General features: G+C 45.5%; 16 protein-coding genes. 10 read left to right on the forward strand and 6 right to left on the reverse strand.

Annotation, left to right across the window (positions count from 1 at the left end):
• Nucleotides 1-37: 37 nt before the first annotated feature.
• The 3 genes from J0L70_RS28495 to J0L70_RS28505 form a co-directional block, all read right to left on the reverse strand.
• A complete protein-coding gene (locus tag J0L70_RS28495; RefSeq protein ID WP_287456784.1) occupies nucleotides 38-2,308 on the reverse strand; it encodes a glycosyltransferase in 2,271 nt (756 codons plus the stop codon).
• A 360-nt stretch (nucleotides 2,309-2,668) separates the two neighbouring features.
• Entirely contained in the window at nucleotides 2,669-3,157 is a 489-nt protein-coding gene (locus J0L70_RS28500) for a hypothetical protein (RefSeq protein ID WP_268242470.1), read from the reverse strand.
• Between the two features lie 148 nt (nucleotides 3,158-3,305).
• A complete protein-coding gene (locus J0L70_RS28505) occupies nucleotides 3,306-3,650 on the reverse strand; it encodes a hypothetical protein (RefSeq protein ID WP_190653403.1) in 345 nt (114 codons plus the stop codon).
• Nucleotides 3,651-3,861: 211 nt separating this feature from the next.
• On the opposite strand from J0L70_RS28505, the gene J0L70_RS28510 reads away from it, so the two are divergent.
• Together J0L70_RS28510 and J0L70_RS28515 are read left to right on the forward strand one after the other, a co-directional pair.
• Nucleotides 3,862-4,248 carry a hypothetical protein gene (locus J0L70_RS28510; protein WP_287456785.1) on the forward strand — a complete coding sequence of 129 codons (387 nt, stop codon included), beginning with the start codon at nucleotides 3,862-3,864 and terminating at the stop codon, nucleotides 4,246-4,248.
• Nucleotides 4,249-4,395: 147 nt separating this feature from the next.
• Nucleotides 4,396-5,427 (forward strand): DMT family transporter, encoded by a 1,032-nt coding sequence (locus J0L70_RS28515; protein ID WP_287456786.1) that lies wholly within the window; start codon nucleotides 4,396-4,398, stop codon nucleotides 5,425-5,427.
• A gap of 301 nt (nucleotides 5,428-5,728) precedes the next feature.
• Here J0L70_RS28515 and folE read toward each other — a convergent pair whose 3' ends face one another.
• Nucleotides 5,729-6,286 carry a GTP cyclohydrolase I FolE gene (gene folE / locus J0L70_RS28520; RefSeq protein ID WP_287456788.1) on the reverse strand — a complete coding sequence of 186 codons (558 nt, stop codon included), beginning with the start codon at nucleotides 6,284-6,286 and terminating at the stop codon, nucleotides 5,729-5,731.
• Between the two features lie 118 nt (nucleotides 6,287-6,404).
• Entirely contained in the window at nucleotides 6,405-6,899 is a 495-nt protein-coding gene (locus J0L70_RS28525) for a hypothetical protein (protein WP_287456789.1), read from the reverse strand.
• Between the two features lie 276 nt (nucleotides 6,900-7,175).
• Between J0L70_RS28525 and J0L70_RS28530 the strand changes: the two genes are divergently transcribed.
• The 5 genes from J0L70_RS28530 to J0L70_RS28550 all read left to right on the forward strand — a co-directional run bounded on the left by J0L70_RS28530 (nucleotide 7,176) and on the right by J0L70_RS28550 (nucleotide 13,191).
• Complete coding sequence (locus J0L70_RS28530; RefSeq protein ID WP_287456790.1) at nucleotides 7,176-7,583, forward strand: response regulator transcription factor; 408 nt, start codon at nucleotides 7,176-7,178, stop codon at nucleotides 7,581-7,583.
• Nucleotides 7,584-7,721: 138 nt separating this feature from the next.
• Complete coding sequence (locus tag J0L70_RS28535; protein ID WP_287456791.1) at nucleotides 7,722-9,149, forward strand: NAD(P)/FAD-dependent oxidoreductase; 1,428 nt, start codon at nucleotides 7,722-7,724, stop codon at nucleotides 9,147-9,149.
• A 39-nt stretch (nucleotides 9,150-9,188) separates the two neighbouring features.
• Nucleotides 9,189-9,686, forward strand: coding sequence for a MauE/DoxX family redox-associated membrane protein (locus J0L70_RS28540; protein WP_190650021.1), 498 nt, complete (start codon nucleotides 9,189-9,191; stop codon nucleotides 9,684-9,686).
• A 124-nt stretch (nucleotides 9,687-9,810) separates the two neighbouring features.
• A complete protein-coding gene (locus J0L70_RS28545; protein ID WP_287456793.1) occupies nucleotides 9,811-12,537 on the forward strand; it encodes a GAF domain-containing protein in 2,727 nt (908 codons plus the stop codon).
• 27 nt (nucleotides 12,538-12,564) lie between these two features.
• Nucleotides 12,565-13,191 (forward strand): response regulator, encoded by a 627-nt coding sequence (locus tag J0L70_RS28550; RefSeq protein WP_017285532.1) that lies wholly within the window; start codon nucleotides 12,565-12,567, stop codon nucleotides 13,189-13,191.
• On the opposite strand, the gene J0L70_RS28555 is transcribed toward J0L70_RS28550, so the two are convergent.
• Nucleotides 13,192-13,689 carry a DUF2721 domain-containing protein gene (locus J0L70_RS28555; RefSeq protein WP_190650024.1) on the reverse strand — a complete coding sequence of 166 codons (498 nt, stop codon included), beginning with the start codon at nucleotides 13,687-13,689 and terminating at the stop codon, nucleotides 13,192-13,194.
• A 191-nt stretch (nucleotides 13,690-13,880) separates the two neighbouring features.
• On the opposite strand from J0L70_RS28555, the gene J0L70_RS28560 reads away from it, so the two are divergent.
• From J0L70_RS28560 to J0L70_RS28570, 3 genes are read left to right on the forward strand one after another with little or no spacing between them, the layout of a single operon-like run.
• On the forward strand, nucleotides 13,881-15,095 hold the full coding sequence (locus J0L70_RS28560) for a hypothetical protein (protein WP_287456794.1): 1,215 nt from the start codon (nucleotides 13,881-13,883) through the stop codon (nucleotides 15,093-15,095).
• Between the two features lie 58 nt (nucleotides 15,096-15,153).
• Nucleotides 15,154-15,894 carry an SDR family oxidoreductase gene (locus tag J0L70_RS28565; RefSeq protein WP_287456795.1) on the forward strand — a complete coding sequence of 247 codons (741 nt, stop codon included), beginning with the start codon at nucleotides 15,154-15,156 and terminating at the stop codon, nucleotides 15,892-15,894.
• A 49-nt stretch (nucleotides 15,895-15,943) separates the two neighbouring features.
• Nucleotides 15,944-16,492 carry a DsbA family protein gene (locus tag J0L70_RS28570; protein WP_017285537.1) on the forward strand — a complete coding sequence of 183 codons (549 nt, stop codon included), beginning with the start codon at nucleotides 15,944-15,946 and terminating at the stop codon, nucleotides 16,490-16,492.
• The last annotated feature ends 14 nt before the right edge of the window (nucleotides 16,493-16,506 follow it).

Here is a 16,506-nt window from a genome sequence, read left to right on the forward strand (position 1 = left end):
TAGGACTATATTTTCAAGCATTAACCTGAGTTGATAGCTAAGGCGATACTTGAGCCACAGAAACTATGCTCGCTCTTGCAGTTCGATCGAAGATCACACGAGGTTTCAGTAAAACCTGAAAGAGTAGCCAGAGCGATCGCAGTTCTCCCGGAGCACATTGACTACGCCACTGTCCAGGACGACAATATAGCATTTGGATCAAACATCGCTCCTGTTCAAGTGAAAGGGGTTCAAAGTGAATGTGCAAGAGCGGAAACTCACTGTTTGAAGGGCGATCTTCTACTTGAGTGACCTGTGCTGGCAGTGTAAGATCCTCTTCTAGAAAGTCTACTTGAATTCGAGAATCTTTTGGAGTTATTTGTTGAGTTATCGCGATCGTTGCTCCAACTTCTGAAATTCCTGTCGTAAAGCCCCATCTGACTTGATCCCCAATCTGTACCTTGAGAGTACGACGCAGATCGAACTCATCATAAGCGTGAGGTCGAGGCACATCAATTAGAATCAGCAATGCAATGCTGAGCGTGAGTAGATTAAAAACGCTCCAGATCCAACCGAGATCGACCCCTTTCATCTGATTCGCAATATCGTCTGTCATCGGCTGCCATGCTCCCATTAGAATCGCATAGCCTAAGTTCATCCACAAACTCATTGCAGTTGCGATGAAAAAGATGATCAAAGGTGCAGCCAATCTCCAGTTAAACTGAAAGCGATCGCGACTCGTTCCTTTAGGAGTCACCCGAAATTCTTGCCCAAAAGGATTAAGCATCACTTGAATCACAGTCAAAGCCAGTGGAAACGCGAGTACCAAAGCATAAAGATCTGCTAGAAAAGCAGACCGAGATCGATGATTGAGCCAAGAGAAAGTTGTGATCTGAACGAGGTAAAACGGCAGAAAGTAATACAAAATTTCAGCATTTGTCGCTCTGACTGGAATGATGTGCAAAAACGCATAAGCAATGGGAAACAAGAGAAATCCAACGCGCGAAAGACTGGTAAACCAATGCAAAATTCCCTCTAAATGAGCAAGCCGTTGCATCGGACGCAATCCTTTAATTGTGAGTGGATTTGCATCGACAAAAAAAGCTTGCAGCGTCCCTCGTGCCCACCGTAATCTCTGAAGTGCTTGGGCTGCAATACTCTCTGCTGCAAGACCTGCGCTCAATTTTTCATTGAGATAGATCAATCGATAGCCTTTCGCAGCTAATCGAATTCCGGTATAGTAGTCTTCGCTCAAGGCTCCTGTAAAAAAATATCCTGCTTCAATCAAAGCAGAGCGCCGCACTACAAACGAAGTTCCAGCACAGATAACGCCCCCAGCAGCATCCCGAATAGGTTGAATTTGCCGATAAAAGACTTCCTCTTCTGGTGTCAGAATATCTTCTAATCCAAGGTTTCGAGCGATTGGATCAGCATTGTAAAATGTCTGTGGGGTTTGGACTAGGCCGACTGTTGAATCTTGAAAAAAACCGACTGTACGAGTGAGAAAGTTCTGAGTCGGAATAAAATCAGCATCAAAGACGGCGATCAGTTCACCACTTGTTTGAGGAATGGCATGATTTAGGTTCCCTGCTTTTGCATGCCGATTATCTGGTCGAGTGAGGTAGTGACAGCCAAGTTCGAGACAGAGATCTCTGATTGCAGGTCGTCTACGATCGTCGAGCAAATACACACTTTTAGCAGGATACTTTAATGCTTGACACCCTATGATTGTGCGTCTCAAGATAAACGCTGGCTCGTTATAAGTGGGAATCAAGATATCGACATGAGGCACATAGCTCTGGTTTAGAACTGCGATCGACAGTTGATCTGCTTCTGGCTTTCTATCTCTGACTCTTAGCAACAGGATAAGCTGAATCATGCTGCCACTCAGGATAAGGAGTTCTAACAAGAATAACCCCAGGCTAAAAACACCATCCAACGGATTACTAAAATTGAGCGTAGACAGCGATCGCCAAACAAAATAGCGAATCATCAAAATCCCCAAAACAGCCACTACAAGCACTCTCGACCAGGGCTGAGGACGTGGCGAAATCTTTGTAATCGCGAAGACTAGGAACGTTAAGAGTACTGCCCAAGCCAAAAGATACTCGCCAGCTACCATCGGAACCATCAACCAACCCGGCGGAGTCTGCTGAATCTGATTTAGCCGCTCAAATAACGTCGGAATTGTCCCCTGCCCAGCAAACCAAGCAGTAACGATGAGTGCTGAGATCGCAACAACGCTTAGCATGATCAAAGTGGCGGATTGGGGGAGTTGTAGATTGTTCCGATTAAACCCTAGAAACATCGATCGAGCATACTGCTTCATCTTTCTACTTCACTCTTAGATTGCGATATGTCAGAGTATGCAGCGCAAAAATGAGTGTTTCCTGAGAATTTCCTGAAAACATCTAGAATGTAGTGATATTGTAATTTTTCTAATGGATAGAGCTAACGTTTTGGGAGGATGGATGAGCTTAGCTCATCATCTATACGATTCTAAGTGTGAGACTGGGTGAGTGAGATCTAATGACAGAAGTCTTGCCCAGGCTCTTGAAAAGTTGTAATCATACAAAAGTTGTAGTCATACAAAGAGCCGCGGAAAGTGTCGAACTAATTTTCAAAAAATGGACAAAGCCATAAGTCTAGGGCTTTGTCCAATATTGGTGCAAACGTGGAAACAACTCAATTATTGATGGCTTGGAACTTGAATTCGGGCTGTGCCAATTGGAATTTCCGTATTAATGCCAGCCTGTTTCGCTGTGATACGGTAGAGCAAGATTTCGCCTTGTTCCATTGCAGTATCTCCATTGGTAAAATCAAGCTCGATCGTACGCCCTGGAGCCACAGGTTGATCGAAGACGACTGCCACTCTGCTTTCAGCCCGGCTGATCTTTGCAGGGATCGTTTTACCTGATTCGTCTTTGACAATGATGCTACTGAATTTTGCCATTTGTGGAGGAATCAGCACCATCAAATCTTCGAGAGACATTCCAAGTACCATAACACGAATCAGGTGATGTTCACCCTGAAGCCCAGAGCTACTAACAAAAGGAGCATTGAAGCTAAATGACATCGCAGACTGAGGCAAAATTACAGGAGCCGTTGCAGTAGCAGGAAGGCTTGCTGCAATGGTTAACGCGATCGTAGAGAAGCTAACTAAGGCAAACCGTTTCATAGGATTCTCCCAGATACAAAGGATGGCTGAATGCAACGGACTGTAGAGTAATAAGATTGCATTTTCCTAGGATGAAGTACGAAGCTTTAGAGAGTCTGAGAGTCAGCTTAAAGTTGGCTGAGAGATTGAAAATCATCCTAACTCATTCTCAATGCAGATTGATTTCTCGCAGTTGATTATCCAAAGCATTCAAGTAGCCACGATTGTTTAACGTGGAATCGGGGAGTAGATGCATTGCGATCGCAGCTTGTACGATATCTTTGTTTGAGACCTTCCCTGAAGAGTGATCTTGAATCAGTCCCCCATAACCACTGATTCCCTGACTTTTGAAATATCCTCGATAAGCAAAGGTAGCAAGATCGGCGGGTGTAAGTCTAATGACTTCTTGAGCGATTGTCATGTTCATCGCTTCCTTAGTTTGAGCGATCGCGCTTGCTCCTGAGAAACTAGAGAACAGCATCAGCAGGAATGATATTTGTAGAAAACGTTTCATTGTGTGACATCCTCAACGGGTTGATATCAGATCAGCATGACAAATCTACCTGAATGAGGTCTGATAAGACCATGAGAATTGACTGAGGACTTAGAAAAAACGTTGAATCTTTTCTACAGAAAAACTCAGAGAGTTTTTAAGCAAATCTCAGCTTCTACTCAGGATTGCTACTTATGCTGAGGTTGAGTGGACGTATAAGGAACTCACCAAAATGACCAAGATGAAATTTCCCGCTTTGTTAACAACAGCAACCTTGATGAGTATGGTTACGCTATGGGATGCTCCGCTAAAAACATTGAGTCCTCAATTGGTACAAGCATCTGCCGCAGAAATGAAAGATAGTACTGGGTTAACTGCTCAACAAAAAATTGCTAGGGTGACCCAGCATAAAGGGCAGTTTGGGGGTGGCGATGAACTGAGACGATACTTTTTTGGCGATCTAGAACCCCTGGGAGTGCAGCCTGGAGGTGCAGGAATGGTTGTCAATCTCTACAACAAGGCAAACAATACTACCTTTTCCTATTGTGCAACTTATGATGTGGTTGTCGCTGTAAAAACAGGTAGAGTTGCACAGTTTCCGGCTAGCGAAGTCAAATAATTGCATTTTATGTTGGGTCACTCTGTTGCGTTGCACCAATGATCCGCTTGTCGCTAGAACATCGTCTGGACTGGTGATAAAATCCCTAGTAGGAGGCTTTATCGCTAGTCCGGATTTTTAGTATGTGCTTTATTCGGAACTACGATCGTGACAAATTTAAACAGGACTCCATCTCAGCGTAAAATCCCAGGGCAACTTTATCTCTGGCTAGCTGTGCTGATCTTCGGAGCTTCTAGTGCTGTGACTCGTAAGCTGACTGAACTTGGCGCTCAACACTTCATGGATGGGCACAATCCAATCTCATTGTGCAATGTCTTGTTTGTTGGAAATCTCTGTGCGCTACTCGTTTTATTGATCCTGTACGGGCGGCAGTGGAATCGAGCAAACCTAAGACAATTATCGCAGCGAAACTGGTTAAATCTGACACTTGTTGCGATTCTGTCAGGCGCGATCGCGCCCGCTTTATTTTTTCAAGCCTTGGCCTTGACGCAGGTAAACAATGTTGTGCTGATTGGGCGATTGGAACCGCCATTAACTTTAGCACTTTCAATATGGCTGCTGCGGGAACGCTCAACTCGCTGGGAGGTGATCGGAACAACCCTGGCATTAATGGGTGTTCTTTTGACGATTTTTTTGCAGCCATCCTTACAGGGGATGAGTTTTAGACTCGCAGGAGTAGGTGAAAGCTTGGCAGTGATGGGTGCGAGCTCGCTGGCAATCTCAACGATTATTAGTAAAAAGTGGCTGAGTGAAGTTCCGACAGCAATTTATGGAATCTTCCGGACTGCATTAGGCACGATCGTCTTTTTCTTTGCAGCCTTAGTTTTATATGGCAGCCATCATTTTGTCGAGATCTTCTCTCCATTTTTGTGGCGATGGATGCTGATCTATGGTGTGATTATTGTTGTTCTAGGACAATCATTTTGGGTTCGTGGCTTGAGAGCATCTACTGTTTCGACTGCCTCACTGATCAGTTCATTTACACCGATTGTAGGAGTTTTTGCGGCTTACTGGATTCTCGATGAGGCTCCGACTCAAGCTCAGTATATTGGTGGGAGTGTGATTTTGCTTGGGTTATTGCTGAGTCAAATTGGAAGCTTACAGATGGCTCACCGCAGAAATTTAGCGCAGGTGGAACCGATGGAAGTTGAGAATGGAATCGGATTTAAAGGACTCTAAAAACTACGATCGCTGAGATACGAATCCCATCTGCACCAATGCACCTGCAAGATCGTGCTTCTTCTAGTCGCTGTTCTTCTGCCGCGATTTTGACCATACCTAATGAATTGGAAGATTAAAAAAGGGTCTTCAACGGCTTAGAGTCTGATACTGCTCTCTCTTGCATCTGTATAGAACAATTCAAGTTCAGGATCGGTACTTCTTGATAACAACGCCGACAAAACCAGTAGATACCATGCTTATTAACATGGCGCAGAACCAAATTTGCGCAGAATGGACATTGAACCGAATTCACTCTTCATTACCAAAATGCGGGTTGATGACGAATCAAGCTAAGGAACTCTTCACGAGTTTTCTCATGATCTTGAAATGCACCCACCATCGCACTGGTCACAGTCCAAGCTCCTGACTTTTGTACACCACGCATTGTCATACAAAGATGTGTTACTTCGATAACAACCGCGACCCCCTGCGGTTCAAGAACGGTTTGAATCGCATCGGCAATCTGATGAGTCAGGCGTTCTTGTACCTGCAAGTGGCGTGAATACATTTCGACAATTCGTGCTAACTTGCTCAAGCCAACAACCCTCTGATTTGGAATGTAGGCGATATGTGCCCGACCCACAAAAGGCAAGAGATGATGTTCACACAGACTAAACATATTAATGTCTCGAACTAAGACCATTTCGCTGTGCCCTTCATCAAAAATTGCCCCGTTGATCAGTTCTTCCAAAGATTGCTGATAGCCGCTTGTCAGAAATTGCATGGCTTTTGCCACTCGTTTCGGCGTTTTGAGTAGCCGTTCTCGATCGGGATTTTCACCCATCCCCAATAGAAGCGGTGAAAACGCTTCTATCATGAGACTTTGATGCAGTTCTGATTGCACACTCGATTCGTTCAAGGAGATAGCGGTCTATGAGTTCAAATTCAGAGTAGGAATCAATTTGAGTATCTTTGAGATGCGATCAGATTGAGTCTTAACCTCGTCCCGGAACTTGAATTCTGGCAGTGCCGATCGGAATTTCGTCTCGGATCCCTGCACGGTGTCCAGTCAATCCGTAGAGTAAGATAGATCCCTCTTCTTGGTCAGTCTGGATGCCGACAATGTTGATTTGTAGCAGTTGCCCTGGATTGACAGGCTGATCAAATGCGATCGCAACTTGCTTCTTGTTCGTGGTAATTTTTGCGGCAACTGCTTTCCCAGTTCCATCAGTGACTTGAACCTGACTAAATTTGCCCATTTGTGGCGGAATCGAAATCGTCAAGTCTTCTAGAGACATCCCAAGCACCATGACTTGGATGATATGACTATCGTTGAGTAACCCAGAACTACTGATAAAAGGAGCAGTAAAATCGAAAACCATACTACCCGATGCACTCAGTTCAATTTTGGGAGCAGATGCTAAAGCTGGAGAGAGGATTGAAGCCGAAAGAAGCAATGCAGATAAGCTGCTATAGATGAATCGTCTCATAAGTTTCTCGTTGAGTACTAAGAATCAAAGTTCTCGAAAGGCTTCAAGGAAGCTTGCTCACTATCTTGACCGTTCAAGCTGAGAACTTGCTGATCGCAACCTGAGAATTTCTGAATGATTTGCTGAGGAAAAGGAAAGTCACTCGTTGATCTGCAAACAAAGCTTATTCTCATCATTTAGTTCTCTAAATTCAGGCAGTTTTAAGCTTCTTCTCAGGACTTCTGAAGGCTGATGAGACAAGATGATTGAAACTGAATCAATATTTGCGAATGTAGTATGAAAACGCGCCTGCTTCTTATCGAAGACCAAATCAATCTCGCTCACTTCATTGCCCTAGAACTGAGGGCTGAGGGATATCAGGTGATTGTCGAACATCATGCCAAAATCGGATTAATCGCGGCTCAGGTGCTATGTCCTGACATCATCATCATGAGTTGGGATCTACCTGGAGAAACTGCTTCAAGAGCGTATCACCAGCTTAGATCGATCGGGAATAAGGTTCCAATTGTGGTAATGACAGTTGATACCAAACCTCGTCATGTCTTATCGCCTGAACTCAATGAAATGGTTTGGCTGATGAAACCCTTTTGTATGTCTGACTTGTTCAAAGCCATTGATCAAGTTCGCCACACGCCATTATTTGTTAATTCACCTCAACCTGAGAGGATGCTGAGAATCGGCTGAGGATTTACTTATCAAATTTTCAGCTTGTTCTACAAAACTTCTTAACGACTCATCATTCAGAACTTGTCTCTCTCAATGAAACTCGTAAAAAGGACTTTCTAACAAGATTGCTTCACCCTACAGCAGCAGGATATCGAGATGGATGAAACGACTCTGCCAACTGTAATTTTGGGCGCTGGTTTTACGGGACTATTTGCAACCTTGCACCTGTGTCATCGCCGCTACCCTCATCATATTGTACTGATTGATCGAGCAGAACGGTTTGTGTTTAAGCCTCTGCTCTATGAACTCCTGAGTGGCGAAATGACCGATACTCAAGTACAGCCTCGTTATGCCGAGTTATTTGAGTGTGATAGTGTGACGTTTGTGCAGGATGATATTGCAACGATCGATTTAGAAACGCGAACGGTTAAGCTCACTTCAGGACTTTGCTATCGATATGGCAATTTGGTTTTAGGACTTGGTAGTGTTCCGACTTACTTTGACATTTTAGGAGCAGAAGCTCATACTTTTGCATTTCGCACAGGTGAGGATGCGCTCGCATTGCGGCGACAGTTGCGAGATTGTCTGCAAAGGGCAACTCAAGCAGACGTTGAACAGCGACAGACATTATTGACGATTGCGATCGTAGGAGCAGGACCTGCTGGACTAGAAATGGCAGCAACATTAGCAGACTTGTTGCCCAAATGGTACGACCGACTGCACGGTGATCCCAAAGATATTCGGATTGTTGTGTTGAATCGTAGCCATGAAATTCTCAAAGATGACATTAACGGACATCTGCGAGAAATTGTCCAAACTGCCCTTCAAACCCGTAAGGTTTCTGTTGAAATTATTCAAGGCGTTGCTGTTAAAGCTGTATTGCCGGATGCTTTGAAGTATGAGCAAAATCATGAGATTAAAGTACTTCAAACTGCGACTGTGATCTGGACAGCGGGCAATGGACTTCATCCTCTAGTTCAACAGTTAGCAATTTCGGATGAAAATCGCGATCGCACAGGTCGGTTGCGAGTTGTCCCCACACTACAACTGCCTGACTTCCCGGAGGTTTTTGTTGGTGGAGATTGCGCCGTGTTAGAGAAGCCTCTACCCGCAACGGCGCAAGTTGCCTACCAACAAGGAGCCGCGATCGCACATAATTTATATGCGATCGCACAAGGGCAGCCCCCAAAACCCGCAACAGTCGCGCTACGAGGAACACTGATGAAATTGGGTTTAGGCGAGAGCGTTGCGAATCTCTTCGATCGAGTACCAATTACAGGGCGGGCAGGGCATCTAGTACGACATGGAACCTATTTAGAACTACTCCCCGTGTATGTTCACAATTTCAAAGCGACGGTAGGTTGGCTGACAGATGAGATCTTTCAGCGTCCGAGTCGAACTAGCTCGAAACCTTTGACCTCGATGCGATTGCTTCAGCGCGTTGGAGATGTTGCGGCTGCGATCGTGGTCATGAGTAGTGGGCTTTTGCTGTGGCGTGCTGCTCAACCGACCCAGTTCGAGCAGACTTTGCGATCGACACAGTTGCCCGCATTGCTCGATCGACTTCAGCAAAAACAGGGATAGAGACGAAACTTTTGTACTCTCAAATTTTGGAGAACTCTCATGATTTTAGACACTCATACTCAACCTGGCTTACGCAGCGAACAGCGTTTATTTCGACAATCGGTGACGACAATGCGATTTTTGCTAGGGCTTTTCTTTGTGCTGTCGGGCATCGCGAACTATCTTTACTTCAATGCGCCGGGTGGCTTCTTTGAAACAGTGACACAACTCAAGCTCAAGCTCTGGGGATGGGGATTTGAAGGAATTGGCCCTCTACCTCTGATTATTGCTTTGCCCTATGCGTACCTACTTCCGCTCGTTGAAATGATTGTGGGCGTATCATTCATGATCAATCGATTTGTTCGCTGGACAGGCATCGTGATGATGCTCATGCTCTTCAGCTTTATTATTGCTTTTGGTTTGATTGGACCGGATGGGTTGATCCCTAATAATCAGGGGAACTGGGATAAGAATGTGTTTATGCTGATCGGGGCTTGGATCTGTGCCGCCTATGATCACTATCTTGTCGCACGTCGAGAAAAATCGGGCGAACTTTAGAGATATGGGACAGGGATTGCGATCTCGCTTGAAATTTAGGCGCGATCGCTTTCATCTTCAGCTACAAAATTGAACTAAGATGGAATTTAGTACCTTTAAGATTTAATCGATCCTTTTTAGTTCAATGACGCAAAGAAGCGATCACCTTCTGGAAACCACTGTTAGAGCGACTCATGTTCTACTCACTCTAGATAATTTTGACGAAGCGGTGAATACTGCGCTGAGCATCATCGGAGAAGGGATCGGTTGCGATTTCGCCATTGTTTTAGAAAATGTTTATGAGTCTTCATCTCCATTCCCTGAAATCTGCAATTTCATCTACGAGTGGGCTTCCCCTGGCTTTCTACTGCTCAGCAAGACCTTTGGAGCAACGGTTCTTCCGGTGGGATTGCTAGGAATAGAATTTTTAGAGAAATATCTTCTCAAAGGAAACGGCTTTGGAGGGCTGCTTGAAGTCTGGAATGAACCCTTTCGCAGTCTCTTAGCTTCTGTTCAAATCCAGTCAGCTTATGCGGTTCCGATTCGCGTGAATGGCGAGTGGTGGGGAACTTTATGTCTTGATTATTGTCGCTCGCCCATTCAGGTGAGTAGTGCCGAAATTTCAGTTTTAATGACGATCGCAGATTGTATTGGCAGCGCGATTCAACAAAATCGCCTGAAGCACGAACACCAACAAACTTCTCAACAAAGAGTTGCTGACCTAGAAGGATACAATCGAATGCTACAAGGGCGCGATCGACTATTGGAGGTGACTGCCAGAGCAGCCAATGTGTTGCTAACGCTAGATAACATTGACGTGGCGATTGATTCTGCACTCACAGTTTTGATTGAGGGAATCGGTTGCGATCGCTTGGAGATTCTCGAAAATGTCTACGAAGCCTCATCTCCGATGCCGATTCGTTACCTCAGTACAGCTCATAAGTGCCTCGACTCCAGATTTGAAATTAGCTCCTTCAACATTGAATCTGTCGAAGCCCTCGAGCTAAAGGATCTCTTTCAGAAGTATTTCCTGGAGATGGATGGCTTTGGTGGAGTGTTGGCGGAGTGGGATGAACCGCTGAGAAGCTGGTTAGCGACGCTTCAAATTCAGTCTACTTATGCGGTTCCCATTCGGGTTAATGGTCATTGGTGGGGCATATTGTGTTTTGATTACTGCCACGCCCCCATTCAATTCAGCCCTGGTGAAGTTGCGGTTTTGAGAACGATCGCTGACTGTCTTGGTAGTGCAATTCAGCGCAATCTCACTCAGCGAGAACGAGATCGCCTGTTTAAAGCGACAGCGAAAGCCGCAAATGTTTTACTGACATTGGAAGACTTTGACCAAGCTGTTAACGCAGCCCTTCAGTTTATTGGAGAAGGCACTGACTGTGATTGTGTCGTAGTTCTGGAAAATAGATTTGAGTCCTCATCTCCCTTGCCGAATTCCTGCGAATTCATTTACGAATGGGCTGCCCCTGGGTTTCTGCCTATTAGCGTTGCTTTTGGTTCAACCTCGCTCCCGGCTGACTTGCTAGGATTGGACTTCATGAGACAGTACTTTCTGGAGGGGGATGGCTTTGGGGGACTCACTGAAGTCTGGGACGAGCCTTTACGCAGCGCGTTAGCCTCTGTTCAAGTCCAGTCTACCTACGCGGTTCCGATTCGCGTGAATGGGCAGTGGTGGGGAGCATTGAGTTTGGATTATTATCGAGCGCCGATACAGGTGAGTACTGCTGAAATTTCAGTGCTGATGGCGATCGCAGATTGTATCGGTAGCGCGATTCAACGCGATCGCACTCAGAAAACAATGTTGCAAGCTGAACAAACACGAGTGACTGAGTTAGCTCAGGCAAATACAGCCCTGAAGCAATCTCTCGATACTTTTGCTGCTGATTCAGATCTCGATCGCTTCATTGGAAATACACTCAAAGCGATTGCTCAGCAGTTCGATTCTCCCTTGATTGAATACTGGGTTTATTCTCAGTCAGAAGAGCCAGCTTCAGTTCATCTGACATACTGGCAAGGTCAAGTGCTTAGTGCTGCCAATGCTTCCATCTTGAATGTCACTTCATCAGGATTGATTCCATTTCTCGATATTCCCCTCAGTGTCGGAGATAGCAATATTGGAGCGCTGTCGATTTACTTGCTTGCCCATCGTCACTTTCCTGGACAAACCATTGAACTCGCTCATGCTTTAGCACAACAGCTCACCCTCGCTCTAGAACTGACCCGTCTTGCACAGGAAGCTCAGCAGACCGCTCTATTACAAGAACGGACTCGCATGGCACAGGAAATTCACGACACTTTGGCGCAAGCCTTTGGCGGGATTTTGATGCAGTTACAAGCCGCTCAGTACTTTGCGGTCAGTCAGCCTGAAAAAGCTCAGTCACATTTGCTGGTTGCTCAAAAAATCGCTCAAGAAGGGCTGGCTGAGGCACGCCGATCGGTTTGGACACTTTACCTCGAAACCACTGAATATGAGGATCTCGCTCAAGCGATCGCTAAATTTATTGAACAAACTCCCTCTGATCCATCCGTATCAATTAATCTGACAATCGATGGTATACCTTATCGTCTCCATCCTGATCCAGGACTAAATTTGCTCCGTATTGCCCAAGAATCGCTCACAAATGCTCTGCGACATGCCCATGCTCAAAGGGTGCAAATTTACCTCAGCTATTGCCCTCAGACTTTACAACTCACGATCCAAGATGACGGCTGTGGCTTTGATCCCCAATCGTCTACCGCTGGATTTGGGTTACTGGGGATGCAGCAAAGAGCAGCCCGAATGGGTGCATCCTGGCATCTTGTCAGTCGCCCTAGCGAAGGAACGACGATTACCGTCACTCTGAGCAATCCTGTGATTCCATAAATTCTAAATCTACGCTCTATTTCACCTATGCTGACCAAAACCATCCGAATTCTGATTGCCGATGATCATCCCATTGTGAGTCAAGGTTTAGTTGCAATTTTGAATGACCAACCGGATATGAAGGTCGTTGCTGAAGCAACCAACGGGAAAGAAGCGATCGAACAGTTCCGATTGCATCAGCCCGATGTCACGCTGCTCGATTTACGGATGCCACAAGTCGGGGGAGTAGAAGCGATCGCGACGATTCGATCGGAATTTCCCAATGCTGCAATCATCATGTTTTCGATCTATGAAACGGATGAAGATATCTATCAGGGACTTCGGGCTGGAGCAAAAGCCTATTTGCTCAAAGACACCCCTTGTCCTGAAATTTTAGAGGTGATTCGAGCGGTGAACGATGGACAGCGGTATGTGCCAGCAGGAATTGGGACGAAGTTAGCAGCGCGGATGGAACGCCCAAATTTGAGCGATCGTGAGTTTGAGGTGTTGAAGCTGATGGCACAAGGTAAAAATAACAAGGCGATCTCATCTGAACTATCGATTACTGAAAACACGGTCAAATTCCATGTGACAAATGTTCTGCTCAAACTGGGTGCTAGCGATCGAACTCACGCAGTCGTCAATGCTCTTCAGCAAGGATTGATCAAATTGTAGTTACTTGCGAAAGTTAATTTTGCAGGACTGACATTGATGATGAACTTCCAACTGAATCAACTGATGAGAGGATCTTAGCTCATCAGCAATCAGAGCCATCCCCAAGAGCAAAACGCTAATTCCAAGTAAAAAAACAATCACGACGATTTGCTGGAGCCATTCGCTATTGTTAGCGATCGCGAAAGCAATCACCAACATATCCAGCATAAAGACCAGAATCGCAAGATAAACGAGCACCAAAACATGATGAACCTGATGATGGTGCTTGAGTAGATTGGGTAGCAAATGGTCAAGATGGTGAAGTTTTTCAGCTTTTGCTTGATGTTGAGTCAGATCCAACTCTAGCAAGCTAAGCTGTTCCTCATGAATAGAACGAATGCGATCGCTTAGCCAGGTATACCGCGCAATAATCCCATTCAAGATAATCCCACAAGTGGTAATCATGACGACGGGAGCAATGATCAGGTTAATCGTTTTAACGAGGGTTTCATGATTCATAAAAAACTCCAAAAATTCTTGAAGGATAGTCCTTTGGTCTGTCAACTACCCATTTGGGTGGGGAAAATACTCAACGCCTGAGGGGGGAAACAATCATTGTCTGGCGTAGTAAAGAATCAGAACAGTTTCTGTAGAGTATGAATTATCTTCAAATGTTATCTCAGCATTACACAAATTGAGGAAACCCAATCATGTCAAAACAAAGATGGGCTAACCGCATTGCTCTACTACTCGGAAGTTTAGTCACTCTGAATGCTGCTCCAATTCAGGCTGAAGTGATTAATCGAGGCATTGAATCTGGTCCCTACCACGAAGCACGCCCCGCGCCCGATTTTCTCCAACCTGATGTCAAGATTGTCGTTGGGCAGCCTTCTCCATCTGAAGTGAATCCTTCGTTTCTAGGTCCTGTGCTGCTCATGAAATCTGCTCAGGTTGATTTGGTCAAAGGAACTGCTAAACTCCCCTTACACAAGGGAAAACTCGCTTCAGGTGAAACAGCCTGGTTTATCATCACCGATGCAACTGATGAAAATCTGTCTAACCTGCATGGGGTAAACTATTCACCCAAACTTGCCTACGGGTTTACAGGACGCAATCAACGAACGGCAACGATCAGTAAAGATGGCACTTGGGTATTCAACCGAGGCAAAGTAGACTTCAAGCCAAAACTGAGCATTACACCAGGTGCTGCTAACGCTCCTTTTCCACCTCAAGCGGCTCAACCTGGATCAGTAGGCGATAACAATTACACGCCTTTAGTCAAAGTTACGAATGCGACGAAAGATGTGTTGTTCAATGCTCCAATGGTGGCATTCAATCAGACGGAAGATCAGCTTAATGCCTTTTGTAATGGCAAGCCGAATCATGATTTAGTTCATGACAAAGTGGTTGCAATCTGTCCGCGTGAAGGAACGGTGACTTTAGAGCTAACGATCGGATTTACCTTCAGCAAACCGATTCTCTATCTCTCTACTGAAGCCAACGATTCAGTCGTCGCTACGCTGGAGACTGCAACCTACGCCCCTGCCATGGAAGACTTACCCTTTGCCCATGAAGATGCACTTCCTGGTGAATCTGCTGAACGCATTTATGTCTTTGTCAATGGAGCAACTGGCTTAGACAATCCGCATCGACAAGGTTTGTACAGTGCATTAACTGACAGACGAGGGCCGTTGAATGTATTAGGTGGCATTCCGACGATTAACTTAGATTACAGTCCGATGTGGCGGATTTTTCCGGCAGTCTGGACAGAAGAAGCGATCAAAAAAGGCTACCGTGCTCGCATGAGCGATGCCATCCACATCGAAGATATGGGTGCTAAAGGCTATATTCGATCTCTCGACGGTGGCAGCCTTCGAGCCGTTGGATTCATTGTCAATTGTCCAGTAGTTTATCGCGTCAATTAGTTCATCATCATTGTCTCAACCGTGATGACTCAGAATACCTATATACAGGAATAGGATCATGCAAATCCAAAATGCAACGGCATTGGTAACAGGCGCAAATCGTGGTATTGGCTACGCATTCGTCAACGCTCTGCTACAGGCAGGCGCTCAGAAAGTCTATACCACTGCCCGTGATATCAATACGCTCAAAGATGTTACGAGTTTGGATACTAGCCGAGTCATCCCTCTCCAACTTGATGTCACAGACTCCTGCCTAATCAATACCCTGCCTGCACAATCACCTGATGTTAACCTCTTAATCAATAACGCTGGGATTCTCGCTTTTGGAAGTATCCTTGATGTGCCAATGGAGGTAATCGCTAGTCAGTTCAATACTAATTTTTACGGCTCGCTAAATGTAGCTCGTGCGCTGGTTCCAGTGATTGAGCAGAACAATGGAGGAGCGATCGTGAATCTGTTGTCGGTCGTATCGCTTGTAAGTATGCCTGCATTAGCTGCTTATAATGCTTCTAAATCGGCAGCTTGGTCAATGACTCAATCTCTACGAGCTAGTGTTGCAGAAAAAAGGATTATGGTTCATGCTGTTTTTCCTGGTCCTGTAGATACTGATATGGCTGCGGGCATTGAATTTAGCAAAACAAGCCCTGCGGATGTTGCAGTGGCTGTGCTAGCAGGGATTGAAGCAGGTCACGAGGATATTTTTCCAGATCCTATGTCTGCTCAATTCTATGCAGCTTGGAGACAAGATCACAAAGCGATTGAGAAACAATTCGCTGCTGGCTCAAGTGATGATGTTTAGCGATGGCGAAGCCACAACTTGAATTTAAGATATTGTGAGTCTTTATCTAATGGCATCATCCAGAGAACCTAATTGTCTTACCCTCCCTGTGAGCGATCGCGATCATTGCCAAGGCAGCTCGATCGCAAAAGTCACCTTGGTCGAGTATGGCGATTATCAATGTCCTCACTGTTGGGCAGCGCAGCAGATTATTCCGTTGATTCAGCAGCAGTTGGGAGAACAGATTCGATTTGTGTTTCGTCATTTTCCGAGATCGAGTCTGCATCCAGAAGCCTACCATGCTGCCGAAGCTGCCGAAGCCGCTGCATCACAAAGTAAGTTTTGGGAAATGCACAGCTATTTATTTCATCATCAAGCGCAATTGGCAGATAGTGATTTAGTCAGGTATGCGATCGCGCTTTGCCTCAATGTCGATCAATTTCTGGCAGAAATGACTAGTGATTGCCATATGGCGCGCGTTCAGGAAGATATTAAAAGTGGCATCCAAAGTAGCGTGATCAAAACTCCGACTTTCTTTATTAATGGGATAAAGCATGGAGATGATGATCGCTTGGAAACGCTGTTAGAGGCAGTTGTAAAAGCTGAGCGCAACTGTTGAAGCGCACTTGCTCT

The sequence above is a fragment of the Leptolyngbya sp. UWPOB_LEPTO1 genome, assembly GCF_017302695.1.
Taxonomy (GTDB): Bacteria; Cyanobacteriota; Cyanobacteriia; order Leptolyngbyales; family Leptolyngbyaceae; genus Leptolyngbya; species Leptolyngbya boryana.